This window comes from Phenylobacterium sp. (genome assembly GCF_036495085.1).
Classification (GTDB): domain Bacteria; phylum Pseudomonadota; class Alphaproteobacteria; order Caulobacterales; family Caulobacteraceae; genus Phenylobacterium.
Genome location: NZ_DASXNL010000116.1, coordinates 1 through 4815, shown reverse-complemented (window position 1 = coordinate 4815; position 4815 = coordinate 1). Strand labels below are relative to the sequence as shown.

Annotated in this window: 2 protein-coding genes; one reads left to right on the top strand and one right to left on the bottom strand. The window is 65.0% G+C overall.

From position 1 onward, the window contains the following. Positions 1–163 precede the first annotated feature (163 nt). On the bottom strand, positions 164–2443 hold the full coding sequence (gene glf / locus VGI62_RS13675) for a UDP-galactopyranose mutase (protein ID WP_331505050.1): 2280 nt from the start codon (positions 2441–2443) through the stop codon (positions 164–166). Between the two features lie 417 nt (positions 2444–2860). Here glf and VGI62_RS13670 point away from each other — a divergent pair. After that, the coding region (locus VGI62_RS13670; RefSeq protein ID WP_331505049.1) for a family 1 glycosylhydrolase at positions 2861–4815 on the top strand (1955 nt) is incomplete at its 3' end.

Here is a 4815-nt window from a genome sequence, read left to right as displayed (position 1 = left end):
ACGCTGCGATCAACATCCGTGACGCCGGGACCGGCGTCCGGCGGTGGAACACACCGTCGCTGCGCGTGGAGGGTGGCCGTCAGGCGCCCGATGAAGCGCGAACTCCTCAGTGGATTTCCTCCCTGGGAAATCCCCCGGCTTCAGCCGGGGGAAGATGTTAGGGTCATTCAGCCGCTATGCCCGCCGGTTGCACACGTTGGGCGCCGGCGGTTTCAGTATCGGCCGCCGCTATTCGCCGGAATGTCGCCAGCGCCTGACCGACAACCTGGTCCATGTTGTAGTAGCGGTAGGTGGCCAGCCGTCCGACGAAGTGAACGTCTGGCGCCGCTAGGGCAAGCGCCTCGTAACGCTTGAAAAGGGCGTGATTTTCGGGGCGCGGAACTGGGTAGTACGGATCGCCGTCGGCGCGTGGGTATTCATAGGTGATGGTGGTTCTGGGTGTGCTTTGGCCCGTTAGGTGCTTGTACTCACTGATGCGGGTATAGGGCGTCGCCTCGTCCGGATAGTTTACCGTGCCCACCGGCTGATACCATTCCCGAGCAAGAGTCACATGGCGGAAAGCCAGGCTGCGGTAGGGCAGCTTGCCGTAGCGGTGATCGAAATATTCGTCGATCGGGCCGGTGAAGACCAGCTTGTCGAACACCGCGTCGGCGCGAACGTCGTCGTATTCCACACCCAGCGCCACCGTGATCCCCGGCTGGTCGAGCATGTTCTCGAACATGCGCGTGTAGCCGTCGGCCGGCATCGCCTGAAAGCAGTCGGTGAAATAGCGATCGTCCTCGTTGGTCCGAGTAGGCACCCGAGCTGTCACCGACTTGTCGAGATCCGCGGGGTCCATTCCCCACTGCTTGCGGGTGTAGCCGCGGAAGAAGGTCTCGTAGAGCTCACGACCCACTTTGGAAATCACGACGTCCTTGGACGTACGGATCTTGTCCACCGGCTCGGCCCGCGCGGCCAGATAGGCCTCGGCCTCGGCGTCCGTAGTGAGGTTGACCCCATAGAGCCGGTTCAGCGTCGTACGGTTGATCGGCATGGGGACAAGCAAGCCGCCTACTGAGGCCAGCACGCGATGCTCATAGGGCCGCCACTTGGTGAACTGCGACAGGTAGCCTGACACCTCGCTGGAATTGGTATGAAAGATGTGCGGGCCATAACGGTGCATCAACACCCCGCCGGCATCCTTCTCGTCATAGGCGTTTCCTCCGATGTGCGGGCGCTTGTCGATCAGCAGAACTCGCTTGCGGAGCTGGCTGCTGAGGCGCTCGGCGAGGACAGAGCCGGCAAAGCCCGCCCCGACAACGAGGTAGTCGAAAGCCTTCCCGCACCAGGCCGGACGGATGGCAGGCGCCGCGACCCCGGGGTCGGCCAGTTTCGGAGTGAGCGTTGCGGTATGGGCCTTATTCCCCGCATGCCTCGCGCGGCCTATCTCCAGATTCATGCGGACAAAGGTCTCGTCCCAGGAGAGCGCCGAGAGCGCGGCGTCGACGTGGTCCAACCAGTACCCGGGCGCATTGGGTAGCGTCAGGGCTTCGTCGCAGGCCGCGACGAAAGCCGCCGAGCTGTCCGCAATCTTAACCCCTTCCAGCTGCCCATAGTGGCGGATGACATCGAGGATCGGGGTCGAGACGACGGGGCGGCCGCCGGCCAGGTATTCGGGCGTCTTGGTGGGACTGATGAACCGGGTGGACTCGTTGATCGCGAAGGGCATCAACGCTACGTCCCACCCCCCCAGATAGGCCGGCAGCTGGTCATAGGTCTTGCCCCCCAGGTAATGAAGGTTCGGCCGCACTGGCAGGTCTGCAGGCTCGATCTTGACCACCGGCCCGACGATCACCAGATGCCAATCCGGGCGAGCGTCGGCAAGCTGGGCGAGGAGCGCCAGGTCCATCCGCTCATCGATCACGCCATAGAAGCCCAACCGGGGCCGCGGAATGCCGGCCTGGTCTTCCGGATCAAGACTCCGGACGCGGGCCTGAGCAAAGTGCGGGCGATCGACGCTTGAAGGAAAGGGATGGATGTTGGGGTGCCATCCTTGCTTAGCTTCCCAGAGGCTGTAGCCGCCGGTAAACACCACATCGGCTAGGCCCATCAGCTCGCGCTCAAGCAGCGTCAGCTCGGGCGGCGCGAACTTGAAGTTCGCCAGCTCGTCCATACAGTCATAAATGGTGCACTCCGCCTTAAGATGCCGCGAAAACTCCAACATCATCGGGGTGTAGTACCAGCGGATCAGGTCTCCGCGACAACCCGCGATCAGGCTGTCCAGCAACCGGCGCAACGTCGTGTTGCATTCGTCGCGCGCGACGCCGTCGGGCAGGACCGGGGTGACTATGAGAACCCCGCTGTCCGCGTCCGTCCGATGGTCGAGCCGAGGTGTCGCGTCCGACGGACCACAGAGGGGCTCTTCCCAATAGATGACGTGCCGGTGCTTCGCAAAGCGGGTCATCAGATGCTGCGGACGCTGGAAAACGAAATCCCATCTCAGGTGGGAAAAGCAGATCAAGGTAGGCCGCTCTCGCGGCGGGATTGCGGAATGGGTTGAGGATGACCGAGCGCCCTCAGCGCGCCGAACCCATTGCGTATCCAAGAGCGCGATCCTTTTGGTCAAACAGCGAGAAGCGCGATAATGCCGCGCGATAGCATCGGTTCCGATCAAAAATGCTGTCATTCGCGCGACCTATTCAGTACTCGCAAGCGTACGCGGGATATGTCTGGTAGTAGACAAGGTAGATTGTCGGCCAGTCGACTTTATAGCCGGCAAATCCCGACTTGCCGGTGGGTGGCACGCCCGCCATACAATTTCGCGGAACCATCTGCCGGCCCGGTCTTTGCGCCTTCACATGCGACGGGAAGGCCGGAAAATATGCTGCCGCTGGAACTGTGGGGAGGTCACGAATGCACCGTGAACCGGCTGGGCGAGACGTTCCACGACCAGACGCGGCGGAGCGGCCACCACGATCGCATTTCGGACCTCGATAGGTTCGCCGAGCTGGGCCTGCAGGCCCTGCGCTACCCTGTGCTCTGGGAACGGACGGACCGGGGCGGCCGCCGTGACTACGACTGGAGCTGGACTGACGAGAGGCTCGCGCGGATTTCCGACCTCGGTATGCGTCCGATCGCGGGCCTGCTGCACCATGGGAGCGGTCCCGCGTCGACCCACCTTCTCGACGACGGCTTCGCCAACGCATTCGCCTCCTATGCGCGGGCGGCCGCGGAACGCTATCCCTGGATCTCCGAATGGACGCCAATCAATGAGCCGCTGACCACTGCGCGGTTTTCCACGCTCTACGGGCACTGGTACCCGCATACGGCTGACGAGACACGATTCTGGGCCGCGCTGATCAACCAGATCGACGCCATCCGGCTGGCCATGGTCGAGATCCGCAAGGTGCGGCCGGAGGCGCGCCTGATACAGACCGAGGACCTTGGCCGCACCTATTCGACTCGGGCAGTGGCGCATCAAGCCGATTTCGACAATGCCCGCCGCTGGATGACCTGGGACCTGCTGGAGGGCCGTGTGACTCAGGGCCATCCGCTGCAGGGGCGATTGGAGCGTTTCGGATTCGCCGATCGGCTGCGCCTCATCGCGGACAATCCCTGCCCGCCAGAGGTCCTGGGGGTGAACCACTACCTGACCAGCGACCGGTTCCTCGACCACCGAACCGGCGGCTATTCGCGCGACCGGATCGGGGGCAACGAGTTCATGACCTATGCCGATGTGGAGGCCATCAGGGTGGTTTTGCCGCCGCCGGCCGGTCTCGAAGGCGTGCTTGATGAGGCCTGGGCCCGCTACGGCCGGCCGCTGGCCGTGACCGAGAACCACAACGGCTGCACCCGCGAGGAGCAGGTGCGCTGGATTCGTGAGGCGTGGGAGGTTGCGAGGCGCCTGCGGGGGCGCGGCGTGGATGTGCAGGCGGTCACCGCGTGGGCCCTCCTCGGCTCGCACGATTGGGATAGTCTGCTGACCCGCCCGGTCGGCCACTATGAGGTCGGGGCCTTCGACGTCCGCTCCGACCCGCCGCGGCCCACGGCGCTGGCCGCGGAGCTGAAGCGGATCGCCGGCGGCGGCGAGACCCACCCCGCGACCACGGGCGCGGGGTGGTGGCGGCGCGATATCCGCTTACAGTTCAGGCCGGTCTTCCGAACCGTCGAGAGCCCCTCGCCACGACGGGAGTGGCGCATGCCTGAAGCGACGGGTCGGCCGCTGCTGATCGCCGGCGCGACAGGCACGCTCGGCCAGGCTTTCGCGCGGGCTTGTGAATGGCGCGGTATCGACTACCGCCTCACCGGACGCGGCGAACTCGACCTAGGCGACGAGGCATCCATACGCGACATACTGGACATCGCGCGCCCCTGGGCGGTGGTCAACGCCGCGGGCTGGGTGCGGGTCGACGCGGCCGAGGCCGACCCCGGGGCTTGCCTTGCCGCCAATACGGAGGGCGCGGTCCGGCTGGCCCGCGCCTGCGCCGAGCGGGATCTGCCTATGGCGGCCTTCTCCAGCGACTTGGTGTTCGACGGGCAGATCGACCGCGCATACGTCGAAAGCGACGCGCCCCGCCCGCTCAACGTCTACGGCAGCAGCAAGGCGCAGGCCGAGGCGGGAGTGCTGGCCTTGGGCGGACGGGCGCTGATGGTCCGGACCGCGGCGTTCTTTTCCCCTTACGACCCCCACAACTTCGCCTCGCATGTGGTTCGGACCGTGGCGGCCGATCAGACGTTCCACTCGGCGGACGATTTGGTGGTCTCGCCCACTTATGTGCCGGATTTGGTGGACGCGGTGCTCGACCTGCTCATTGACGGCGAGACGGGCCTGCGTCA